The organism is Spiroplasma endosymbiont of Andrena trimmerana, assembly GCF_964019575.1.
Classification (GTDB): domain Bacteria; phylum Bacillota_I; class Bacilli_A; order Mycoplasmatales; family VBWQ01; genus Spiroplasma_E.
This window is the reverse complement of record NZ_OZ026455.1, coordinates 15,616-37,831: the sequence shown is the minus strand read 5'-3', so window position 1 is coordinate 37,831 and position 22,216 is coordinate 15,616. Positions and strand designations below refer to the sequence as shown.

Annotated in this window: 32 protein-coding genes; 19 read left to right on the top strand and 13 right to left on the bottom strand. The window is 24.1% G+C overall.

The features are described from left to right. Window positions 1-15 precede the first annotated feature (15 nt). Genes thyA through AACL03_RS00305 form a run of 3 tightly spaced genes read left to right on the top strand, consistent with a single transcriptional unit; the run spans window position 16 to window position 2,116 of the window. Complete coding sequence (gene thyA / locus AACL03_RS00315) at window positions 16-885, top strand: thymidylate synthase (RefSeq protein ID WP_252320867.1); 870 nt, start codon at window positions 16-18, stop codon at window positions 883-885. Continuing rightward, on the top strand, window positions 885-1,373 hold the full coding sequence (locus tag AACL03_RS00310; protein WP_338959497.1) for a dihydrofolate reductase: 489 nt from the start codon (window positions 885-887) through the stop codon (window positions 1,371-1,373). Before thyA ends, AACL03_RS00310 begins: the two co-directional genes overlap by 1 nt. A 5-nt stretch (window positions 1,374-1,378) precedes the next feature. Further along, window positions 1,379-2,116: a lysophospholipid acyltransferase family protein gene (locus AACL03_RS00305; protein ID WP_338959498.1), complete on the top strand. Its 738-nt coding sequence runs from the start codon at window positions 1,379-1,381 to the stop codon at window positions 2,114-2,116. Window positions 2,117-2,160: 44 nt separating this feature from the next. On the opposite strand, the gene AACL03_RS00300 is transcribed toward AACL03_RS00305, so the two are convergent. Next, window positions 2,161-3,237: a sulfite exporter TauE/SafE family protein gene (locus AACL03_RS00300; RefSeq protein ID WP_339038679.1), complete on the bottom strand. Its 1,077-nt coding sequence runs from the start codon at window positions 3,235-3,237 to the stop codon at window positions 2,161-2,163. Between the two features lie 1,449 nt (window positions 3,238-4,686). Between AACL03_RS00300 and AACL03_RS00295 the strand changes: the two genes are divergently transcribed. The 12 genes from AACL03_RS00295 (at window position 4,687) to AACL03_RS00240 (ending at window position 9,704) form a co-directional block, all read left to right on the top strand. Then, window positions 4,687-5,205, top strand: coding sequence for a hypothetical protein (locus AACL03_RS00295; RefSeq protein WP_339038677.1), 519 nt, complete (start codon window positions 4,687-4,689; stop codon window positions 5,203-5,205). Window positions 5,206-5,339: 134 nt separating this feature from the next. Then, entirely contained in the window at window positions 5,340-5,504 is a 165-nt protein-coding gene (locus AACL03_RS00290; protein WP_338957566.1) for a hypothetical protein, read from the top strand. Between the two features lie 2 nt (window positions 5,505-5,506). After that, entirely contained in the window at window positions 5,507-5,944 is a 438-nt protein-coding gene (locus tag AACL03_RS00285) for a hypothetical protein (RefSeq protein WP_338957565.1), read from the top strand. Further along, entirely contained in the window at window positions 5,934-6,227 is a 294-nt protein-coding gene (locus tag AACL03_RS00280; protein WP_338957564.1) for a hypothetical protein, read from the top strand. Before AACL03_RS00285 ends, AACL03_RS00280 begins: the two co-directional genes overlap by 11 nt. Before the next feature lie 3 nt (window positions 6,228-6,230). Continuing rightward, entirely contained in the window at window positions 6,231-6,392 is a 162-nt protein-coding gene (locus AACL03_RS00275) for a hypothetical protein (protein ID WP_338957563.1), read from the top strand. Between the two features lie 96 nt (window positions 6,393-6,488). Beyond that, window positions 6,489-6,626, top strand: coding sequence for a hypothetical protein (locus AACL03_RS00270; RefSeq protein ID WP_339038674.1), 138 nt, complete (start codon window positions 6,489-6,491; stop codon window positions 6,624-6,626). Then, window positions 6,626-6,913, top strand: coding sequence for a hypothetical protein (locus AACL03_RS00265; RefSeq protein ID WP_338957561.1), 288 nt, complete (start codon window positions 6,626-6,628; stop codon window positions 6,911-6,913). Before AACL03_RS00270 ends, AACL03_RS00265 begins: the two co-directional genes overlap by 1 nt. Then, complete coding sequence (locus AACL03_RS00260) at window positions 6,906-7,418, top strand: hypothetical protein (protein WP_338957560.1); 513 nt, start codon at window positions 6,906-6,908, stop codon at window positions 7,416-7,418. Before AACL03_RS00265 ends, AACL03_RS00260 begins: the two co-directional genes overlap by 8 nt. After that, window positions 7,418-7,555, top strand: coding sequence for a hypothetical protein (locus tag AACL03_RS00255; RefSeq protein ID WP_339038671.1), 138 nt, complete (start codon window positions 7,418-7,420; stop codon window positions 7,553-7,555). Before AACL03_RS00260 ends, AACL03_RS00255 begins: the two co-directional genes overlap by 1 nt. Then, window positions 7,555-7,791, top strand: a complete 237-nt coding sequence (locus AACL03_RS00250) for a hypothetical protein (protein WP_281748585.1) — start codon at window positions 7,555-7,557, stop codon at window positions 7,789-7,791. The genes AACL03_RS00255 and AACL03_RS00250 overlap by 1 nt, the downstream gene beginning before the upstream one ends. A gap of 11 nt (window positions 7,792-7,802) precedes the next feature. After that, a complete protein-coding gene (locus AACL03_RS00245; protein ID WP_339038669.1) occupies window positions 7,803-8,627 on the top strand; it encodes a hypothetical protein in 825 nt (274 codons plus the stop codon). A gap of 126 nt (window positions 8,628-8,753) precedes the next feature. After that, window positions 8,754-9,704 (top strand): IS30 family transposase, encoded by a 951-nt coding sequence (locus tag AACL03_RS00240; RefSeq protein ID WP_339038665.1) that lies wholly within the window; start codon window positions 8,754-8,756, stop codon window positions 9,702-9,704. Between the two features lie 12 nt (window positions 9,705-9,716). On the opposite strand, the gene AACL03_RS00235 is transcribed toward AACL03_RS00240, so the two are convergent. From AACL03_RS00235 to AACL03_RS00220, 4 genes are all read right to left on the bottom strand, one after another. Next, window positions 9,717-10,430 carry a hypothetical protein gene (locus tag AACL03_RS00235; RefSeq protein ID WP_339038667.1) on the bottom strand — a complete coding sequence of 238 codons (714 nt, stop codon included), beginning with the start codon at window positions 10,428-10,430 and terminating at the stop codon, window positions 9,717-9,719. A 174-nt stretch (window positions 10,431-10,604) separates the two neighbouring features. Next, complete coding sequence (locus AACL03_RS00230; RefSeq protein WP_339038647.1) at window positions 10,605-10,895, bottom strand: cation-transporting P-type ATPase; 291 nt, start codon at window positions 10,893-10,895, stop codon at window positions 10,605-10,607. Window positions 10,896-11,192: 297 nt separating this feature from the next. Continuing rightward, a complete protein-coding gene (locus AACL03_RS00225; protein ID WP_339038665.1) occupies window positions 11,193-12,143 on the bottom strand; it encodes an IS30 family transposase in 951 nt (316 codons plus the stop codon). 186 nt (window positions 12,144-12,329) lie between these two features. Further along, complete coding sequence (locus AACL03_RS00220; protein ID WP_339038665.1) at window positions 12,330-13,280, bottom strand: IS30 family transposase; 951 nt, start codon at window positions 13,278-13,280, stop codon at window positions 12,330-12,332. Between the two features lie 310 nt (window positions 13,281-13,590). Between AACL03_RS00220 and yihA the strand changes: the two genes are divergently transcribed. The 3 genes from yihA to AACL03_RS00205 all read left to right on the top strand — a co-directional run bounded on the left by yihA (window position 13,591) and on the right by AACL03_RS00205 (window position 17,455). Next, complete coding sequence (gene yihA / locus AACL03_RS00215; RefSeq protein WP_338959507.1) at window positions 13,591-14,205, top strand: ribosome biogenesis GTP-binding protein YihA/YsxC; 615 nt, start codon at window positions 13,591-13,593, stop codon at window positions 14,203-14,205. A gap of 247 nt (window positions 14,206-14,452) precedes the next feature. Then, window positions 14,453-14,953, top strand: a complete 501-nt coding sequence (locus tag AACL03_RS00210; protein ID WP_339038661.1) for a hypothetical protein — start codon at window positions 14,453-14,455, stop codon at window positions 14,951-14,953. A gap of 204 nt (window positions 14,954-15,157) precedes the next feature. Further along, window positions 15,158-17,455: a cation-translocating P-type ATPase gene (locus AACL03_RS00205; RefSeq protein ID WP_339038659.1), complete on the top strand. Its 2,298-nt coding sequence runs from the start codon at window positions 15,158-15,160 to the stop codon at window positions 17,453-17,455. A gap of 31 nt (window positions 17,456-17,486) precedes the next feature. Here the strand turns inward: AACL03_RS00205 and AACL03_RS00200 are convergent, their stop codons facing one another. Beyond that, window positions 17,487-18,437, bottom strand: a complete 951-nt coding sequence (locus tag AACL03_RS00200) for an IS30 family transposase (protein ID WP_339038665.1) — start codon at window positions 18,435-18,437, stop codon at window positions 17,487-17,489. A gap of 162 nt (window positions 18,438-18,599) precedes the next feature. Between AACL03_RS00200 and AACL03_RS00195 the strand changes: the two genes are divergently transcribed. Beyond that, a complete protein-coding gene (locus AACL03_RS00195; RefSeq protein WP_338959512.1) occupies window positions 18,600-18,872 on the top strand; it encodes a hypothetical protein in 273 nt (90 codons plus the stop codon). 165 nt (window positions 18,873-19,037) lie between these two features. Here the strand turns inward: AACL03_RS00195 and AACL03_RS00190 are convergent, their stop codons facing one another. The 7 genes from AACL03_RS00190 to AACL03_RS00160 form a co-directional block, all read right to left on the bottom strand. After that, window positions 19,038-19,190 carry a hypothetical protein gene (locus tag AACL03_RS00190; RefSeq protein WP_339038657.1) on the bottom strand — a complete coding sequence of 51 codons (153 nt, stop codon included), beginning with the start codon at window positions 19,188-19,190 and terminating at the stop codon, window positions 19,038-19,040. Window positions 19,191-19,301: 111 nt separating this feature from the next. Continuing rightward, window positions 19,302-20,162 carry a hypothetical protein gene (locus AACL03_RS00185; protein ID WP_339038663.1) on the bottom strand — a complete coding sequence of 287 codons (861 nt, stop codon included), beginning with the start codon at window positions 20,160-20,162 and terminating at the stop codon, window positions 19,302-19,304. Then, window positions 20,162-20,419: a hypothetical protein gene (locus AACL03_RS00180; protein ID WP_338957725.1), complete on the bottom strand. Its 258-nt coding sequence runs from the start codon at window positions 20,417-20,419 to the stop codon at window positions 20,162-20,164. The genes AACL03_RS00185 and AACL03_RS00180 overlap by 1 nt, the downstream gene beginning before the upstream one ends. A 9-nt stretch (window positions 20,420-20,428) precedes the next feature. Next, on the bottom strand, window positions 20,429-21,484 hold the full coding sequence (locus AACL03_RS00175) for a hypothetical protein (RefSeq protein ID WP_338956741.1): 1,056 nt from the start codon (window positions 21,482-21,484) through the stop codon (window positions 20,429-20,431). Window positions 21,485-21,513: 29 nt separating this feature from the next. Further along, the gene (locus AACL03_RS00170; RefSeq protein WP_339038654.1) at window positions 21,514-21,678 is read right to left on the bottom strand and encodes a hypothetical protein; all 165 of its coding nucleotides are present in this window, start codon (window positions 21,676-21,678) and stop codon (window positions 21,514-21,516) included. Window positions 21,679-21,687: 9 nt separating this feature from the next. Then, window positions 21,688-21,885, bottom strand: a complete 198-nt coding sequence (locus AACL03_RS00165) for a hypothetical protein (protein ID WP_338956743.1) — start codon at window positions 21,883-21,885, stop codon at window positions 21,688-21,690. A gap of 3 nt (window positions 21,886-21,888) precedes the next feature. After that, the gene (locus tag AACL03_RS00160; protein ID WP_338957437.1) at window positions 21,889-22,212 is read right to left on the bottom strand and encodes a hypothetical protein; all 324 of its coding nucleotides are present in this window, start codon (window positions 22,210-22,212) and stop codon (window positions 21,889-21,891) included. Window positions 22,213-22,216: the final 4 nt, after the last annotated feature.

Below are 22,216 nucleotides of genomic sequence, written 5' to 3'. Positions count from 1 at the left end.
AAAGAGGTAATGATTATGAAACAATATTTAGATTTATGTCAATATGTTTTAGAAAAAGGATATAAAAAAGCTGATAGAACAGGCACTGGTACTGTTTCTACTTTTGGTTATCAAATGCGTTTTGATTTACAAAAAGGTTTTCCCATATTAACTACAAAAAAAGTTCATTTTGCTTCTATTGTTCATGAGTTATTATGATTTATTGCTGGTGATACTAATATTGAATATTTAGTTAAAAATAATGTTAGAATTTGAAATGAGTGACCTTATAAGAAATTTATGGAAAGTAAAAAATATCAAAATGAAACTTTAGAAGAATTTGTTGAAAAAATTAAAACTGATCATCAATTTGCTCTTGAATTTGGTGATTTAGGACCTGTTTATGGTAGACAATGACGTAATTTTAATGGTGTTGATCAATTGCAGGAGTTAATAGAAAATTTAAAAAACAATCCTTTTTCACGAAGACACATTTTATCAGCATGAAATCCTGCAGAAATTAAGAATATGGCACTACCACCATGTCATACTTTAATTCAATTTTACGTTTCTGATGATAAAAAATTATCTTGTCAATTATATCAACGTAGTGCAGATATTTTTTTAGGAGTTCCTTTTAATATTGCTTCTTATGCATTATTAACAATAATGTTAGCACAAATATGTGGCTATCAGTTAGGAGAATTTATTCATACTTTAGGTGATGCTCATATTTATAGTAATCATTTTTCACAAATTAATGAACAATTAAGTAGAAAACCAAAATCATTGCCAATTTTAGTTATTAATAAAAATATTACTAATTTATTTAATTTTAAATTTGAAGATTTTAAATTAGAACAATATGATCCATATCCGTTGATTAGAGGTCAGGTTGCAGTATAATGGTAATTTTAGTTTGAGCAATGACCAAAGAAAAGGTAATTGGTTTTAATAATAAATTGCCCTGAAAAATTAAAGAAGAAATGCAATATTTTCAGAGCATTACTTTAAATAAAAATGTATTAATGGGTTCAAAAACTTTTGAAAGTATTGGCAAACCACTAAAAAATCGTTACAATATAGTTGTTACTAATCATCAAGAACGTTATCAACAATTTCTAAATGATAATAATATTACTTTCACAAATGATATTATTTCATATTTAAAACAATATCAAGGTAATAAAAAAAGAGATATTTGTATTATTGGTGGTGCTGAAATTTATAAGCAGGCATGAGATTATGCTGATTATTTATATGTTTCAGTCATTAAAAATTTATATAATGGTGATCTTTTATTTCCTGTTAGTAATTTTTCTGATTTTAAATTAATCAAAACAACAGAATTTGCAGAATTTGTAGCGAATGTGTATCAAAGAAAGGAAAAATAATAATAATGAACATTTGAAAAGCAATTTTAACTTGACCTTATTTATTACAAACTTATAGTAAATCAGGTTCAATGACAAGAAAGGTATTAAAAGACCCAAGTTTAGTTTCTGAAGCAAAACGATATATTTGATTGAAAAAACGTGTGCGTTATATTAAATGATTATATAATATTAAATTAACCGTTCATAACATTGAAAATTGACCAAAAAGAAAAGGTTGTGTAATGGTTGCCAATCATCAATCAAATTTTGATCCATTATTAGTATTATCGGTAAATGATTATAGTTTATATGCACCTTTAGGTTTTATTGCAAAAGAAGAATTAAAAAAAAGCCATTTGGCACGAAGATTTATTTTTTTAATTGATGTTTTATTTATTGATCGTAATAATCCACGCACAGCCATTACGACTTTTCAAGAAGCAAAGGAATTAATTAGAATTCCGCGTACAATGATGATTTTTCCAGAAGGAACAAGAAGTCATCAACAAGAAATGCAAGAATTTAAAGCAGGTGCTTTTAATATGGCATATCAATCTTATGTACCAATTATTCCTGTTACTATTATTAATTCTTATCAAATTTTTGATCGAAAATATAAAGGCAAAAAAGATATTCATCTTATTTTTCATAAGGCAATTGAACCAAGTGAATTTATTAAATTATCTACTGATGTATTATCAAAGCAAGTATTTAATATTATTAAAAAAGGAATTGATGATTTTAGCAATAATAAAATTTAAGTAGTAATAATAAAAGGTTGTTAGTTAACAACCTTTTATTATGTTTAAGAGTCAATAATTAATTTCTGATGTGATTTTTGTTTTTTATAATTACGTAAATTTTTTACTGATGTAATTATTAGTGAAGAAGATGTATATCAAATTATTACGATAATTAATCATAGTAGGATATTAATAAATTGTTCTTTATTTAAGCCAAGACCATTTTGTAATAATAAGAATACACTTAAGTAAGCACAAATAACACCAATTGATCCACCTAGTGTGAAAGCAATTGCTGGTTTAATTTCATAGTTTTTATCTTTAATAAAACGTGTACCAGCAACTGGCATTAAAAAAGCTGCAGATCCCATCATAATTGGAAAAGCACATTCAGCGTTAAGACCTAATAAATAAGTAGTTGCCATTGCTGGAGCATAAATACCAATGCCTAATGCCATGAAAGCACCAAGGATAAAGAATATACTAATACCAACCAAATATTTTCATCAAATATCAAGACTATTATTATTACCCGCTGTTGGCATAATTCCAATTTGTTTTTGACCTAAAAGCATGATAATTGAAACAATAAATAATAGAACGCCAATAAATAGTTGTGATCAACTAAGTTTAATTTTATTTGCGATAATGGCGCCTAAATAGGCACCTAATGTTGCAGCAGAAATTAATGAAACTAGTGTTGGTCATGCTACTTGAATTAAAGCAATAAAAATAATTGCTTCTAAACAAGTAGGAATACTATGACCAACATTCATAATTCCTAAAATTTTTTTATCATTACGTACCTGTTTTGTTAATTTTAATAAAATAATACTTACTGCAAATGAACCAATACCAATTGTGTCACAAAAATCAGCAATAAAACCAATTATTTCTAGTTTTCAAAATCGTTGTTTAAAATTATCTTCAAAATTATGGATATGTTCTTTATCAAATTGTGAATAACTATTTTTTATAAGATATCATGTAAAAATTGCTACTATTATTAACAAAATAGTAATAAAAATAATAGCAACAATTGAGGGTTTTCAAATATTTGTTAAAAATAAAGTAAGTAATAATACAAATAAAGAAATAGGAATTATTAATAAACTATAGTATATTGTTTTTTTATTCATAGTTTTGTTCCTTTTTCTTTTAATTTTATTTTTGTGTTATTTAGAATTTTATCATGAAAAAATACAAAAAAATATTATTATTTTTTAATTTTTATATTTCTATTTTTTACTAAAATTATATTTTTAATGATTGGAAATAGTTTAAAATTATTTATTATTTTTTAACACTTTATTTATTAAAAAAATATAATAAAATTAACTTTAATTATTTAATTATTTAACAAAATTAATAAATTAAATAATTAAAGTTAATCTAAACTTAGGGGGTTTATATGAAAAAATATTTATCTATATTAACAGCACTAACTTTGACTACTGGAACAAGTCTAGTAACTAGTTCAATGGTTAACTCAAATGTAATTAAAACAAAACAAATCCAATAAAAAACTGTGTTCCATAAACTACTAAAATTGCTCATGTTGCTGGTTTTAATTTTAAAGATAGTCAAACTAGTAGTATATCTAAAACAGTAAGCAATATTGATACTAGTATTAGGAGTTATAAATTACTTTTAAAAGATAGTAAAGTAGGATATTGTTGATCTGATGGTAGTAATGCAGGATGACAAGATCAAGTTGTATATAGTCAGAAAGAGTTTAAGGGAGGTTCCCAAAAAAGTAGGAAGATGAATTACTAGATAAATAAATTCTTTTCAATATTACCATTTCAAAATGATGATAGACAAATTAAATTCTCTTTTAGCCTTAAATTTATATTCGACGTATTTTAAAAAATATACATTTATAAGATAAAATAAAAATTATTTTCAAAGGAAAAAGACAAGAAATAATCTTGTCTTTTTTTGTAATTGTAAAATTTTAAAATTTTTTATTATTAGCACCCTTTAAATATCTACTACACGCAGTGACCAAGTAGGAGAAAGTTAATAATTAATAACCCTCTTTAACGCTATTATCAACAAGTGTTAGGGAACTAAAAAAGTGAACTACAACACAGTTGTTAAAAATAGTAGCTAGAACATGTGGACTTGCATGAATAAATAAGAAGTGGATGATGCCTAATAAAATATACTAACCAGAAATGGTAATTCTTGGGGTGGGAGCGAATTGGAAACTAGTATATATAGACCTGTTGTAGGGACCCATTGTATTAATTCTATTCTTTATTTAACCAACACTTGCTCACTGGGGAGTGGCAAGGTTGGTTTTATTTTTTATTTTTTTTGAAAAATTTTTGGGCGAGAAAATAAATTTCAAACTTGTAAAAAAAATTGAGCGGGACCGGTTCAATTAAAATATTAATTTGCTAAACGCAAATTAAATAAATATTGAATCGAATGCCTCAATGTTTTTTAAAATTTCACAATTTATTTTTGAGCCCAGAATTGCTGGAATGAATAAAACAAATAGTAGTAAGAATTATTAATAATCTATAAAAATATATGTTCTTTATGCTAGAAGCAACAGAACATATTAGGAAAGGATTATTATGCAAATAGAATTTAAAAAAGAACAAATTGTTAAAGATAAACCACAATCTATTCTTATTGATTATGTTGAATATAAATTATATCTTCCAAAATGAATGATTAAAAATAATTCTTTTATTGTTGATAACAGTTACTCATATTGAGTTTTTAATTTAGAAAATATTAAAAAAGAATTAAGTGGTAATGAATTAATAAAGTTATTAGAACCATATATTAAAGACCAAAAAATAACTGTTAATAAACCAACTGCTCCAAAAGAATATTATCTTAATGATATAAAACTTGAACAATTAACATTTTATGAACAGCATAATAGTTGATTTATGGGTGAAATAACAGATAACAAAACTAAAATTACTAATCCTTGTTTTAAATATAACATTACGTGAGAAGAAAACAGAAAAGGTTTTAAAATAAATAATCCATATAAACATGATGATTTACCAATTAATTATATAGTTACTTCTTATAAGGAAATTTCAACTCATAATGAAAAAGTATTTTTGTTGAACATGTAAACAAAATAAATTAGATTATTTATTCTTTAATACTAATGATATAAAAACAAGAAAATATTTTTTAAGAGATAAAAATAGTAAAGCAATTTGTTATGACTGTATTTTAAATATTAGGTTAAGTAGGAGGTATAAATATGAATAAAGAAAAAATACTTGAATATCTTAAAGATGAATGAGAATGAAATAAAGAAATGAGAGACGATGAAAAAGTAACTAAACTTTGAAAAAGTTGTTTTAATGGAAGATTAAATCTTATATCTCAATTAAATCAAAAAATTAAAAATGGTGAATTTGATTAATAATGCAATATGACTTAATTATTGGGATTGACCCCGCTGGTATTGGTAATAATGGAATTGTTATATATTCAAATGAAACAAATAGGATTATTTATACAGAAACATTCAACACAACACATGTTTTTGAAAGTAAAAATCGTTATAAAAGAATATTATCAATAATCAAAGAACAATTTTTTGAAAACAAAATATTAGTTATTGTAGAAAATTTCTTTTTAAGTTCAAAACAATTATTAACTAATCCATTAGCAACTCCTAAAATTATTGGTTCATTAATGGTATTAGTACAAGATGTTTTCAACTGAGATTATCTAGAAAACCAACCAAAAAATAAAAATAAAATAACAAATTATAAAGGAAATATAAAATTAACAAAACATGAACAAGATGCATATAAACACATTCAATACTATTTAAGGAATTATAAAAATGAAAGATAAAGCCAATTATGTCAAATTAACAGTAAAACTAAGTAACACTATTGAAGCAAAATATTACGAAAAAGGTAATAAAGAATTATATTATAGTGTTCGTGGTCAATGAAATGGTTTAAACTATGTTACTTTAATTTTTAATAATCCAAAATTTTATAACCGATGTATTTTATTAAACAAAAACGATGAAATTATTGTAACTGGTCAAATTTTTAATACTTTAAACATTCCTAAAAATCGTGTATTTTGTTCAATTAATGTTAAATGATTTAAAAAATGAAAAGAGTAAAAAATGATATGATGAGAAATTTTATTAATAGCACCAATATTAATAACAAGTATAACACTAATAATATTTTTAATATTTATTATTAAAGAATTAAAAAATGAATATAAAGTATTAAAAATATTAAGTGAAATTGCTAATCAAATTGAAAATAAGGAGAATAAATAATGAAATGTTTTCTTTGCATGCATGGAGAAATATATTCTCCAAAAACCTTGTATAAAATAAAAAAATTGAAAAAAATAATTTACCAAGATAGAGATATTGAGAGATATTGATAGTGAAGATTTTAAGAAAAGATATGAATATCTTTTAAAAAAATTAGGTGATGGTGATAATCAAATTATTTGAATAAATTTATTAATAAAGCAAGAAAGAAATAATAGAAAGGAGAATAAATAATGAATAAAGAAGTATGTTGTGAAGATTGTTGTGTATGTGATAAAAAACATGATTTATTTACTTGTGAAAAAAACTGCTGAGAAAATGTATGTGAACATTGTTATCAAGGTGATAAAGAACATAGAAATAAAGTTGATGAAATTAATAAATCAAGACATAAAAATTGTATTAATAAAGAAAGATTTATGCAATATCTTAAAAACACATATCGCTTAAACGGATATTATGAAGAAGTTTATAAACCAATTAAAACCAGAATTAAAGACCGGTGATTTGATAATGACTAATTATTTACTTTCAATTGACCCAAGTATTAAAAATACTGGATTTACTTTATGAAAAAAAGTTTATTTACATGATAAATATGATTTTTGAAATTGAAAACCAATATTTGTTAAAAGTTATAATTTAAAAGAATATGATGGACAAAGAAAATTTTATTGAGATATAAAAGTTAATGATAATGAATTGGATTTAATTATTGAACGTGGTACTTTTAATTCAAAAAATGGTATTGGTTATGAAACTCAAGAACATTTACGTGGTTTTATTGCAGGACAATTTAATAAATTATTAACAAAAGATATGTTAATAAGTCCAAGTGAATGAAAGAAATGATATGAACGTTATGACCCACCTATTTTTTGATTAAGACCTTGAGATAAAGAACTAAGTATATATGTTGCTGAAGAAATTATTAAAGAAAATAATTGAAATATAAAAATATCAAATCATGATGAAGCAGATAGTTTATTAATTGGTTGATATTATTTAAATAAGGAGAATAAATAATGAATAAAGAAAAATTACTTAAATATATGAAAGATATAATTAAATGAACTAAAAAAATTAATTATACAAACTCTGATTTGGACAAAAATATTTTAAATTTATTAATTGAAAAAATAGAAAAAGGTGAATTTGACTAATGATAATATTACCTACTTTGTTTGAAAATAAAGATGAAATTGAAATATTATCACCATTTCCAAAAGCAATTCATACAAGTAATGATATTAGAGCAATTATTTTAAGACAATACCCAAATGTTAAATCAAAACATATAATTGTTTCTGACCCAGAAAGTAATGTTGCATTAATAGTTGGTGATAATGATGTTTATCAAGGTTGAATTAAAGTAACAGTTAAAAAATTAGAAAATTAAAGGAGAATAAAATGCCAAGTATAGAAAATCAATCAAATTATACTTTAACTAAATTAATTAGAACTGGAATAAGTCCAATTTGTGCAATGATTGGTACAAGTGCTTATTATGGTCAAGTAATTGCAAATCCAGTATTAGGTTCAATTAATAGTTTATTATTTGGTAAAAAATTAGGTTTAGATATATGAAATTTAAATCAAAGACCAAATACTAAAAGTAAATTAATTAATAGTTCTAAAAAAATATTATTAGGTTTAGGAACAATTGGTTTAGCAAATTATAGTAAATGAATAGAAAATAATATTAATCCTATTATTCCAACATCACCAAGTCCAATAACTACTACAACTACAACTGAGGGTCCTCCATGATTATTATTAAATAAACAAGAACATCAGTCATTAATGGATTGAGATACTTATATTTCATTAAATGCTTATGGTATTTCAAATCTTATTAGTGGATTAACTGAGTTAATACCTAATAAATTTGAAACAATAAGAAAGATTTGTAATATGGCAACTGGTGGATGTTTAATATCAAGTGGTGTAGCAATGGGAATTAATAATGATTTTAATAATGCTTATGCAGTACCTATTATTATTGCTGGTGCAAGTGAAATAATCCATAATTTACTACCTATGGAAACTACAAATCATATTGAAGAAATGCAAGAAACACCATTTAATAATGAAACTGCAAGATTAATTAATGATAATAGATTCACAATTAATAGTGAAACAACTAGTCAATATGGTAGTGATAATATGAGCGAAGTACCATTAAATCATGATAATGCTTCATTAAATTGAGATTATAATCACATGAGTTTATAAAGGAGGTGAATAATTTATGAATGCTGAGTTATACTTGTAAGTGCAAGTAAATAAAATTGCAAAAAATTCTCATATAAAAATTTCATAATGCTAAATTTAGTTTAGAAAAAAGTAAGGAGTTTTTATATGAGTTATAAACATCTTGGCATAGATGAAAGAATTTATATTGAGAATCAATTGAAATTTAAATTTAAAATTAGTGAAATAGCTAAAAATCTTAATCGAAGTATTAGTACTATTATTCGAGAAATTAATAGAAATAAAGATAATAATCATTATTTTTCATTAATTGCACAAAATAAAGCTGAAAATCGAAAACAATCACATATTAGTTTTCATAAGTTTAAAAATAAGAATTTAGTAAAATATGTACAACAAAAATTACTATTAGGTTGATCACCTGAACAAATTTATGGCAGAATTAAAAATTTTCATAAAGAATGAGTTATTAGTTTTAAAACAATTTATACTTGAATTTATTTTGGAATGCTTGATAAAGTTACTAGTAAAAATTTAAGAAGAAAAGGTAAAAAACGAAAATCTAAAGAAAATCGTGGCAAGTTTAATGGTAAATCAATTAAAGAACGAGATATAAATGTTAATGATCGTATAACACTTGGTCATTGAGAAGGAGATACTATAGTATCATCACGAGGTAAAAGCAAATCATGTTTAATAACTTTAGTTGAAAGAGTATCACGATTTACTTTAGCAATATTAGTTAAAAACAGAACTACTAAAGTTATTAATAAAAATGTCAGTTATTATTTATCAATTCTTCCTAAAAACATTGTTAAAACTATTACTTTTGATCGTGGCAAAGAATTTTCAAATTGACAACAACTTGAAAAAAATTTAGATGTAAAAATTTATTTTGCCAATCCATATTCACCTTGACAAAGAGGTACTAATGAAAATACTAATGGTTTAATTAGAGAAAAATTTCCTAAAAAATTTATTTTTTCAAAAACTAATAAAAATGAAGTTCATAAATTTATATTGTCTTTAAATCAAAAACCGAGAAAAATACTAAATTATCTTTCACCAATCGAATATTTGGATAGAAAAATAATTTAGTTGCACTTACCTTTACAATTTAGCATTTCAATCTGGAAAATCATTTTCTAAATTATCAAGACGATTATTTGGATAATATTTCTCATCTTCTGTTATTATTCTTACTGATTCAAAATCAAATCAATTAAATGGTTTTTCATAAAGTACAATTTCTATACGTTCTTTTCTAGAACTATCTGTATATACTTTTTCAATTTTTGAAAAATTATCTCAAATTGTTTTACCTACTTGTTGTATTTCTTTTCATGTTCATGGAAAAATTGCAGTAATTGAAATATCATTAGAATTATATCGTTGCATCATATCCTCTTTAAATTTTTCGCCAAGTTCTCATGCAGGATTATCTTTTCAATAATGATAATCAGCTATTATTCCTTCAAAAGTTTTTGGTGTAAATGAACAAGTTACTTTACCTCAACTACCCCTTATTTCGTTTTTACCATTTAATGTTCTTTTTAATCGATTTCTGTGTTTTTCATGACGATGTTTATTCATATTTATTTTGCTATTTGTTGTTGGGTTGTTAATAATAAAATCTGTTTGATTATTACTTGCAAAATTTAATTGTTGATTTACTAAATCTAAACTAGTCGTATTTTTTCTAACTCAATTTTTAATATTTGAATTATCAATTGACTTACCATTAATACCTTGTATTTTATTATTTAAAAGTGGAGCAGTTAATACTCACAATTTAAATCAATAACTTGGACTAAAATATTTCATAATTTTGTTCTCCTTTGAAAGTAAATATAAAAATATTTACTTTCAAAACAAAGCAACTTTTATTTGTTAAATTTTACTTCTTTTTTATTTTTTTTGATAAATATTTTTGGGAAATTTTCACTCGATATTGACAGTATGCTTTTAAACTCAAAATAATACCTAAATTAAAGGCGTTTATTTTGTGATACCTATACTATTAATTATATTGAATGGTCCAAAATATGCTTTTAAAAATTCTAAAATTCAATTAAATTTTGTATTTTTTAAAGTATTAATACCATATTTTTTTCTTCTTATTTCAATTTGGTCTGTTTTAAGACCAAAATTATGTAAATCTAAATTTTTTAGTAATTGTTTTTGGTTAAATTGTGCAATTTGTTTAATATAATCACCATTTGTGTAAACTAATGGTTTTTTAAAACTAAATTGTAATTTAAAATAAATTTTGTTTAAAAAAATCTTCATAATTTCTTTACCTCCTTATTTTTCTTATTTTAAGACTTTTAAATAAGGATTTAGAAATTTATTAACACGGTAAAAAAATATTTTTTTAGTAAAAATACTAGGAGAATATTTGACTGAATCTTTATTTAAAAGTACACTTTTAAAATTACTAATTTTTAAATTAGTATTGTTTTTATTATTATAAATGGAATCGCTGTCAGTCATGATATCACTCTCCTTTATCCTTTGACATTTTAACATGTTTCTCTTTAAAAAGTTAACTTTTTTTAATTTGCTAAATTGTAAAGGTAAGTGCAACTAAATTATTTTTCTATCCAAATATTCGATTGGTGAAAGATAATTTAGTATTTTTCTCGGTTTTTGATTTAAAGACAATATAAATTTATGAACTTCATTTTTATTAGTTTTTGAAAAAATAAATTTTTTAGGAAATTTTTCTCTAATTAAACCATTAGTATTTTCATTAGTACCTCTTTGTCAAGGTGAATATGGATTGGCAAAATAAATTTTTACATCTAAATTTTTTTCAAGTTGTTGTCAATTTGAAAATTCTTTGCCACGATCAAAAGTAATAGTTTTAACAATGTTTTTAGGAAGAATTGATAAATAATAACTGACATTTTTATTAATAACTTTAGTAGTTCTGTTTTTAACTAATATTGCTAAAGTAAATCGTGATACTCTTTCAACTAAAGTTATTAAACATGATTTGCTTTTACCTCGTGATGATACTATAGTATCTCCTTCTCAATGACCAAGTGTTATACGATCATTAACATTTATATCTCGTTCTTTAATTGATTTACCATTAAACTTGCCACGATTTTCTTTAGATTTTCGTTTTTTACCTTTTCTTCTTAAATTTTTACTAGTAACTTTATCAAGCATTCCAAAATAAATTCAAGTATAAATTGTTTTAAAACTAATAACTCATTCTTTATGAAAATTTTTAATTCTGCCATAAATTTGTTCAGGTGATCAACCTAATAGTAATTTTTGTTGTACATATTTTACTAAATTCTTATTTTTAAACTTATGAAAACTAATATGTGATTGTTTTCGATTTTCAGCTTTATTTTGTGCAATTAATGAAAAATAATGATTATTATCTTTATTTCTATTAATTTCTCGAATAATAGTACTAATACTTCGATTAAGATTTTTAGCTATTTCACTAATTTTAAATTTAAATTTCAATTGATTCTCAATATAAATTCTTTCATCTATGCCAAGATGTTTATAACTCATATAAAAACTCCTTACTTTTTTCTAAACTAAATTTAGCATTATGAAATTTTTATATGAGAATTTTTTGCAATTTTATTTACTTGCACTTACAAGTATAACTCAGCATTTATATAATTTTAGGAAAAAGATGATTACTATAAAATATTCAAATTTATTTTATGTGCTAAATTGTAAAGGTAAGTGCAACTAAATTATTTTTCTATCCAAATATTCGATTGGTGAAAGATAATTTAGTATTTTTCTCGGTTTTTGATTTAAAGACAATATAAATTTATGAACTTCATTTTTATTAGTTTTTGAAAAAATAAATTTTTTAGGAAATTTTTCTCTAATTAAACCATTAGTATTTTCATTAGTACCTCTTTGTCAAGGTGAATATGGATTGGCAAAATAAATTTTTACATCTAAATTTTTTTCAAGTTGTTGTCAATTTGAAAATTCTTTGCCACGATCAAAAGTAATAGTTTTAACAATGTTTTTAGGAAGAATTGATAAATAATAACTGACATTTTTATTAATAACTTTAGTAGTTCTGTTTTTAACTAATATTGCTAAAGTAAATCGTGATACTCTTTCAACTAAAGTTATTAAACATGATTTGCTTTTACCTCGTGATGATACTATAGTATCTCCTTCTCAATGACCAAGTGTTATACGATCATTAACATTTATATCTCGTTCTTTAATTGATTTACCATTAAACTTGCCACGATTTTCTTTAGATTTTCGTTTTTTACCTTTTCTTCTTAAATTTTTACTAGTAACTTTATCAAGCATTCCAAAATAAATTCAAGTATAAATTGTTTTAAAACTAATAACTCATTCTTTATGAAAATTTTTAATTCTGCCATAAATTTGTTCAGGTGATCAACCTAATAGTAATTTTTGTTGTACATATTTTACTAAATTCTTATTTTTAAACTTATGAAAACTAATATGTGATTGTTTTCGATTTTCAGCTTTATTTTGTGCAATTAATGAAAAATAATGATTATTATCTTTATTTCTATTAATTTCTCGAATAATAGTACTAATACTTCGATTAAGATTTTTAGCTATTTCACTAATTTTAAATTTAAATTTCAATTGATTCTCAATATAAATTCTTTCATCTATGCCAAGATGTTTATAACTCATATAAAAACTCCTTACTTTTTTCTAAACTAAATTTAGCATTATGAAATTTTTATATGAGAATTTTTTGCAATTTTATTTACTTGCACTTACAAGTATAACTCAGCATGTTATTATTAATTAATGTTACGTGTTACTTTAATAATTAAAATAATAGGAGTTGGCTGCATTATTTTTTGGTTTTGGTATATGACCATTAGATAATATTCATTTTACTAATTTTATTAATATTAATAAAAATTAAAATAATAAATAATAATTAGTTTAAATTTTAACTATTGACTATAATATATTTTTGAATAAGAGGTAAAAAATGGAACGAATTAAGCAAGCACAATTTTTAACTAGTGCTATTAAAGAAGAACAATGGCCGCAGGATGAAATTCCTGAATTTTGTTTTGTTGGTCGCAGTAATGTTGGTAAATCAACATTTTTAAATACAATTTGTAATAATGGTAAGTTAGCTAGAGTTTCACAAACACCTGGTAAAACACAAATGCTAAATTTTTTTACAATTAATAATAATATTTGTCGCTTTGTTGATGTTCCTGGCTATGGTTTTGCTAAAGTATCAAATGAAAAAAAAATCCAATTTGCGACAATGATGGATGAATATTTTCAGTCACGAAAAAATTTAAAAGCAGTTTTTTTATTATTAGATTTAAGACATGCACCCAGTAAAGATGATATTGATATGTTGGAATATTTACAACATTATCATTTAAAAATTCATTTAATTGCTACTAAAGTTGATAAAGTGAAAAATAGTCAATTAGTAAAAAATAAAAAATTAATATTATCAACTTTAAAACTTAGCACTAATACTCCTATTATTTTATTTTCTAGTATTAGTAAACAAGGAATTGATTTAGTAATTAGTAAATTAACAGATGATGTTAATACTGATGAAGTTGAAGTAGAAACTTAATAGTATAATATTTGTTGCTATAAAAAAGATAAAAGTTGTTTAATATGTATATATTCTTATCTATTTTTTATTTATATTGATTATAAACCAGTATATCTATAAATTGTATATGATAGTTTGCAATTATTAAAAATATCAATATTCAGTATAGAAAAGAATATAATAATAATTAAACTTAATATAAGTTTTTAACTCATTATTTTGATAAAAATAAATGAGTTTTTATTTGAAAGGAAGATTAAAAGAAATGCCTATAAAAAATGAAATTTTACAAAATCTTGAAGCAAAATCAGAAGAAAATGTAGAACAAAAACCTACAAAATGAAAAAAATTTAAAACAAAACATCGAACAACCGCAAAAATTATAAAAGTGACTAAAGGTGCTGCTGTTGGTGCTTTGTATATTAATCCTATTGCTCAAATAAGCGCTTTAGTTACTGCTATTGTTGCGGGTGGTGTTAGTGACCGTTCTGAAGAACAATTAAAAACTGATATAATAACTGCTGCTGCTAGTGCTGGTGCTGTTGGTGGGATTGCCAATGCTGTAATATTACCTGTTTGTATTCCTGTTGGTGCTGCTGTTGGTGCTATTACTTTTGGCATAGATGCAGCAAAAAAATTTGATGAAAAACAAAGAAGACAAATTGAAGTTGACAATGATAAGTTTGCAGATAAAAAAACCGCTATAAATAATATAGATTCACAAATTGAAGTAAAAATAGAATCAAAGAAAATGGCCAGTTTATAATTAATTTTTAGATTTAAGATAGTCTATGTTATAATATAAGTATATTACTTTTTAAGGTAATAAATCCCCAATAACATGATTGGGGATTTAGTGTTTTTAATATTTTTTAACATTAAAATGTGTATAATTTATTTTTGTATATATTGTGTGTTAAAAAATAATAAAAAAGATTAAAATATTAAAATTTGAGGAGATGAAGTTAATATGAATAATACAAGTGATATAAATGATAATTTTGTTATTAGTAGAGCAGTACTGTCAGATGTTTCATGTACCTCTTGTGCTAGTGTCATCGAAAGACATTTTACCAAAGAAGATGGTATTACTGTTAGTATCAATTTTGCTACTAAAAAAGCACAATTTAGTTATGATCCTAAGTTTTGAAATGAAAAAAAAATTAAAAAAGCAATGCATCATTTAGGATATGAAATTTGTAAGTTTGAAACTGAGATTAAAGATATAAAAACGAGTCACCAAGTTGATATGAAAGATATTACAGATGATCATAGTAGTCATAGTCATAGTAGTGAACAACATCAATCTCATATGTCAGAACAACATCATAATCATCAACATAATGTTAAATTACGTGATTTAATTGAACTTATTATTGGTTGAATATTGTTACTACCATTATTATTAATTATGATACCTAATACTTCATTTTTTGATAGTTTACGTAATCCTTATGTCCAACTTGCACTAGCACTTCCAATTCAATTTTATTTTGGTCGTAAATTTTATATTGGTATTTATCGAGAATTAATTAAACAAAAATGACCCGGTATGCATACTTTAGTAGTACTAGGAACAACAACGGCATTTATTTTTTCTATTTATTTAATGATAATTAATAAAACCGAACACTTATATTTTGAAGTTAGTGCTTCAATTATTATGATTGTTTTACTTGGTGATTTAATTAGTGCTGTTGCACAGAAAAGGGCTACTAGTGGCTTAGAAAGTTTAATGTCATTAAAGCCAAAATCAATCTTAAAATATGATTATAATACCAAAACAGAAACTTTTATTAATATTGAAGATGTACAATTAAATGATATTTTAATTATTCGAAAAGGTGAAAATATTCCTACTGATGGTCAATTAATTAGTGAAGAAGCATTTATTAATGAATCAATGTTAACTGGTGAATCGCAAGTTATTACGAAACAAGTTAACCAAAATTTAATTGGTGGAACTAATAATGTTGGTGATAGTTTTAGAATGAAAGCAACTAAAATTGGTAAAGACACAGTATTAGCAAGTATTATTAAGGCAGTTGAAGATGCACAATCTCAGAAACCAAAATTACAAAAATTGGCTGATAAAATTTCTGGGTGATTTACACCAACTGTTATTTTAATTGCCATTTTAGTTTTTCTTATTCGTTATTTTGCAGTAGGTAATGGTGTGCAAGAATCATTAGAAATTGCAATTGCAACTTTAATAATTGCTTGTCCTTGTGCATTAGGGATTGCAACACCATTAGCAGTTGCTGTTGGAATTAATAAAGCAGCAAAAATAGGAATTATTTATAATAAGGCTAGTGCTTTTGAAAAAATTACTAAGATTGATACCATTTGTTTTGATAAAACAGGAACATTAACTACTGGTAATTTGGTTATTACTAAAATTTATGGTCAAGAAAAACATGTTAATAAGGCAATTGCTATGGAAAAACATTCAACACATCCTTTGGCTTTAGCTTTTTCTTTATATGCTAATACTAATAATGTTGGACAATCATTGACAATTACCGAAGTTAAAGAACAAATTGGTTTTGGTATTAAAGCAAAATATCAAACTGAAGAATTACAAATTTCATCACTTGAAAATTTACAAAAAGCAAAAATGCCATTTAGTCCATTTCTAAAAACATTTGATTTTGAAACAGTTACTCCTAGCCAGAAAGTATTGGCATTGGCAATTAATAAAGTTGTTACTAATATTTTTATTTTAGAAGATGAATTACAAACAAATGCATTATTAACAATTGAAAAAGTTAAAAAACAGGGAATTGAGGTTATTTTAATTAGTGGTGATAATGAATCACAAACACTTGCTATTGCTAATCGCGTTGGGATAGAAACATACTTTGCTAATGTTACACCACAAGGTAAATCACAAATTGTTGCTGATTTACAAGCAAAAGGGAAAAAAGTAGCGTTTGTTGGTGATGGTATTAATGATGTTATTGCCTTAGAACAATCTGATTTAGCAATTGCAATGGGCTCTGGTAGTGATATTGCTAAAAAAATTGGTGATATTACTATTCTTGATAATGATATTAGTATTATTTATAAGGCTATTGTTTTAACTAAAAAAACTAAAAATAATATTTGAATGAATTTTATTTGAGCATTTAGTTATAATATTATCATTATTCCATTAGCTGCTGCCGGATTTATTATTCCACCGTTGGCTGCAATTGCGATGGCTCTTTCTGATATAACTGTTGTTGGAAATTCATTAATTTTTAAATGAAGAAAATATAAATATTAGATAATATGCTAAATTGTAAAGGTAAGTGCAACTAAATTATTTTTCTATCCAAATATTCGATTGGTGAAAGATAATTTAGTATTTTTCTCGGTTTTTGATTTAAAGACAATATAAATTTATGAACTTCATTTTTATTAGTTTTTGAAAAAATAAATTTTTTAGGAAATTTTTCTCTAATTAAACCATTAGTATTTTCATTAGTACCTCTTTGTCAAGGTGAATATGGATTGGCAAAATAAATTTTTACATCTAAATTTTTTTCAAGTTGTTGTCAATTTGAAAATTCTTTGCCACGATCAAAAGTAATAGTTTTAACAATGTTTTTAGGAAGAATTGATAAATAATAACTGACATTTTTATTAATAACTTTAGTAGTTCTGTTTTTAACTAATATTGCTAAAGTAAATCGTGATACTCTTTCAACTAAAGTTATTAAACATGATTTGCTTTTACCTCGTGATGATACTATAGTATCTCCTTCTCAATGACCAAGTGTTATACGATCATTAACATTTATATCTCGTTCTTTAATTGATTTACCATTAAACTTGCCACGATTTTCTTTAGATTTTCGTTTTTTACCTTTTCTTCTTAAATTTTTACTAGTAACTTTATCAAGCATTCCAAAATAAATTCAAGTATAAATTGTTTTAAAACTAATAACTCATTCTTTATGAAAATTTTTAATTCTGCCATAAATTTGTTCAGGTGATCAACCTAATAGTAATTTTTGTTGTACATATTTTACTAAATTCTTATTTTTAAACTTATGAAAACTAATATGTGATTGTTTTCGATTTTCAGCTTTATTTTGTGCAATTAATGAAAAATAATGATTATTATCTTTATTTCTATTAATTTCTCGAATAATAGTACTAATACTTCGATTAAGATTTTTAGCTATTTCACTAATTTTAAATTTAAATTTCAATTGATTCTCAATATAAATTCTTTCATCTATGCCAAGATGTTTATAACTCATATAAAAACTCCTTACTTTTTTCTAAACTAAATTTAGCATTATGAAATTTTTATATGAGAATTTTTTGCAATTTTATTTACTTGCACTTACAAGTATAACTCAGCATATATAAATTAATAATAAATAAAAAAGTACTTTATTTTTTTGAAAGGGGAAATTTAAATGGCTAGACAAAATGAAGAAAAAAGAGCAGAGCTTGATCAAAAGATATCTATTTTACAGGAAATGATACGTATTATAGAAGAAAAAAATAATGTTGAACCAAACCCTGATGAAAAGTTGATTAGAATTAATCAACTGATAATTGATGATTATAAGAACAAACTTTCTCTATTAGTAAAAGAAAGAGAAAATAATGATTGAGAAACAATTAATTTAGAAGATATTGATAAACCATCTACAAGTCAAAATAAATGAAGTTTATCAAAAATATAAAAAAAGTTACCTTTCTCTATAACCCTACTAGGTAAGTATTTTGATTATACTTTATCATTGTTGATTTGTATAGCAATTTTAGTGTTTTTTTAAAATTTCAATATTTTTTTATATTTAAAAGAGTCAGATTTTAAATCTGACTCTTTTAAGGAATTATCTGTTTATCTATTTGTTTTTAGGATTTTCTTCAGCATTAGCTCATAATGCTGCTGCTTTTCCAAAAGCCTCAGTATGTTTTAATTCTGGGTGTTCTGCTTTAACTTTTGGCAATGTAGTTTTCATAAAAATATTAAAAACAGTAGGTTTTTTTGCTGTCATATTTTCCTTCTCCTTTCACTTTTCTTCAAGTATATAGGGACTTCGTCCCTCGCCACTACGTGGCTCACCCAAATTATAGTCCCAGTAGGTTCACTGGGACTATAATCATTTTTATTTATCTTTATTTTTAAGTTTATCTTTTTTCTTTAAAATATTATCCAATTTATCCAAACCAGCAGACTTAATATCAGTATAAGTCATATCGATACTACTTGCTTCTTTAAGGTATTTCTTAGGTGACAATTCACTTTTAAGTTCATGCACATAATGTAAAGCCCTAGAATTATACCTTTTCAACCAATGTCTAGGAAAAAATAAAGTCATAGCCATTGCTTCACCGCTATAACTTGGAGGCATTATGCCTTTTTTAATCATTTTCTTTGTTCTACGACGTGAAAACACTACTTTATTATAATCCTCAATATTAGTATATAAATTAAGATTAAATATAACAACAAAGCCCAAAAAACGCATTCTTTTAACTTGCACAACATACTCTACTTTTTCTCTTGCTTGTACTGGTATTCTATTAGGGTGTTGTTCAATCAAATACATTGTACCATTAAACATGTGACCTATTAACTTACAAAATTGTCCTAAACTTTCTTGTTGATTTTTAAACTGTACTCCTAAATCATTAGAATTTATTTTTAATGCTAATTCATCTAAAATTATTAAATCTTGTTCCTCAAAAGCATAATTACTTGCTAACTGATTAAAAGTAAAAACATCGTTATAATTAACCAAATAAGAATAACCATTTTTTAATTTAATAGGAAAAGGACTAACTACTCGTTTTTTATGAGTTTGTGCTAAACAACAAGCAAGAGCAGATTTACCAGTGCGTGGTGGCGCTGAAATAATATAACTACCTACACGTTTTAAAATTTTAACATTACGAATAGTTATAAGAATTGGATAAATAATCATAATCAAACCTATAACCAATAACACGTAACCATATCAAGGCATTATTTAACCACCTTATTTTTATTTTTAAACTTACTTTTAATTCAAAAACAAAATTTCATAAAATATGAACCAAAAACAAAAGAAAAAATAAAATTAAAAATAAACAATAAAAATTGAACATCAAAACCAGAATTTTCATAAAATAATTTTAATTTATCTACATCAAAATTAAAAAATAATGCAGTAACTAATGATGTTAAAAAACAAACAACAACTGTAATCAAAATTTCACATCAAAACAATCTTTTATTTTCCATAATAAACTCCTAACCTATAATTAAACTAATTGCTCTAACAAATAACCATAAAGGTATAATATTTTCTATTCCACTAACAATATCAACATTTAAAGCAGTACTAATCGTATCTGAAAAAATATGTCGTAATAAACTATCTGTTGTAAAAAGAAATTGTCTTAATGGTTCAACTGGTAAAACTTTACCAACAACACCATAAAGTATTCATCTAAAAGCATTACGCAGATGACCAAAAACATCATATCAACTAACACGTTCATACTCAGGGTTAAAAGGACTATTTGGTGGTACTGGAACAATATCTTTGGAAGAAAAAATATTCATCTGACCAAATTTAACATGCAAACCGTCACGATTAGTTAACGAAGATAAATCAAAATCAATTGTTAAATGCTTTAAATTTGGAACACGAACCGGCATAGTAACAAAATTATATTTTCCTAAATTATAAACACTATCTTTATCATTTAATACACCTTTAAAATTATAACGAATATTACCCTCATAATCTAAAAATGAAAATGTATAAATAGAAGAAAAATAACTAAAATATTCAGCAGAAATATAAAACATAAAACCTTGTATATAAAAACTCAAAGGTTTTGTAATTTCAAAAGTCAACTTAAAACTTAAATTATTAGAAACATTATAATTTCAAAAAACTAACTCATTAAACTTACCAGTTTGTATATAATTATGATTAAATAAAATAAGAGATAACTGGTTTAAATCTTGCTCTGTAAAATCATAATTTGTAGACAAATCACTAACTCGTCTATCAAAATTACCTACCACATCAGAATGAAATTGAATTGAATAAGGAGTATCAGTAGTTTTATGTACAACAGCAGAAACTAATTTTAAATCTGGTTGGCCAACATCAAAATAAGCAGAGTTTCATGGAATAGTTGCTCAATCATTAAAATCATTATATTTAACGGGTTTAACCATATCGCTAGTTATAGTGTAATTACTTTCACTAGGTGCATTAAAAACAATTAAACTAGTTGGTGCTTGAACAGTACTATTTACAACAAAAAATAATTTAACAAACTTAAATCACATAATTATTTACCAAATAAACATTTTAAAATTTACCATGAACCATAAAATATAATAAATCCAATAAAAAACTGAGTTCCATAAACCACTAAATTTCATAAAATAGTAGTAAAATCATCAACTGGACTACCTATAAACATAGTTCAATAATCAACTATACATTGATGTATTTTATTGTAAATATCTCAAACACTCATAATTAACACCTACCCAAATAATGACCTAAAAACAAATTTAATACTACGATAAATAAAATTAAAAAATACACCTAATACCAACCAAAAAGTCAAATTAAACAAAATATAAACTTCATCAGTAATATTTGGTTGATTTAAAAATATACTAATATCATTACTAGAAAATATAAAAATTAAATGCAATATACTATTAACAAAATCACTCATAAATTAAGCACCTACAAACTTCCCTTTTTTATTTTCAACACCCTTAGCCTTATTTCTTAAACGTTTTCTTTCATGTTGTTTAGCAATTTGCTTTCCAACAAATTTTGAACTTCCTTTAATATTTCTATAACTTTGCTTTACAGTACCCGATGTAAAAACTGGCTGAATATCAATATTTAAAAAAACTGACATAGCAAACTTTATTAAAAGAATAAAAACAACAAAAGTCCCCAAATTAAAACCCAAATCTGCCATTGGCAAATTTCAAAATTTCATAAAAATTTGCGCAAATAATTCTAAAATTTTTGAAATAAAAGCAACACCCATAATA